Genomic DNA, 935 nt, shown 5'->3' with positions numbered 1-935 from the left:
GCCAACTCAAACTTGGGCGTATTGAACGCGCTGGCTCGTTTGGGTTCGGGTTTTGATATCGTATCTGGTGGTGAACTAGAGCGTGTGATTGCTGCGGGCGGTGATGCGAAGAAAGTCGTGTTTTCTGGGGTGGGTAAAACGCCAGCAGAAATGAAGCGCGCACTAGAGCTTGGCATCAAGTGCTTCAACGTTGAATCTGAGCCGGAACTCGAACGCTTGAATAAAGTGGCGGGCGAGCTTGGTGTGATTGCGCCTATTTCGCTACGTATTAACCCAGATGTTGACGCGAAAACTCACCCTTATATTTCGACTGGTCTTCGTGACAACAAATTTGGCATTGCGTTTGACCGCGCGCCAGAAGTGTATCAATTCGCCCAGAGCCTACCTAATCTGAATGTGCAAGGTATCGACTGCCATATTGGCTCTCAGTTAACGAGCATTGACCCATTTATAGATGCAACCGACCGTTTGCTGGCTTTGATTGATGACCTGAAAGCACAAGGCATCAACATTCGTCACCTCGACGTTGGTGGTGGTTTAGGCGTGGTATATCGTGATGAATTACCGCCTCAGCCTTCTGATTACGCGAAAGCGTTGTTGGGGCGTCTTGAAAATCATCAAGACCTAGAACTGATTTTTGAACCAGGCCGTGCGATTGCAGCAAACGCCGGTATTTTGCTCACCCGTGTGGAGTTCCTAAAACACACTGAGCATAAAAACTTTGCCATCATTGATGCGGCGATGAATGACTTGATGCGTCCAGCACTGTACCAAGCTTGGCAAGATATTGTGCCTGTTTCCCCTCGCAATGGTGAGCCACAAACTTACGATTTGGTTGGCCCGATTTGTGAAACTGGTGACTTCTTGGGTAAAGATCGCGCACTCGTTTTGCAAGAAGGTGATCTACTCGCGGTTCGTTCAGCAGGTGCCTATGG

1 protein-coding gene is annotated in these 935 nt (G+C 49.2%); it reads left to right on the top strand.

Annotated features, from left to right (window positions below; all coding sequences use genetic code 11):
* Positions 1-935 (top strand): diaminopimelate decarboxylase (gene lysA / locus R8O11_RS25780; RefSeq protein ID WP_318194684.1); only part of this gene is annotated, 935 nt, incomplete at both ends.

Source organism: Vibrio sp. 1288 (assembly GCF_033344475.1).
The sequence above is the reverse complement of the archived record's forward strand: the minus strand, read 5'-3'. Positions and strand labels throughout refer to the sequence as shown.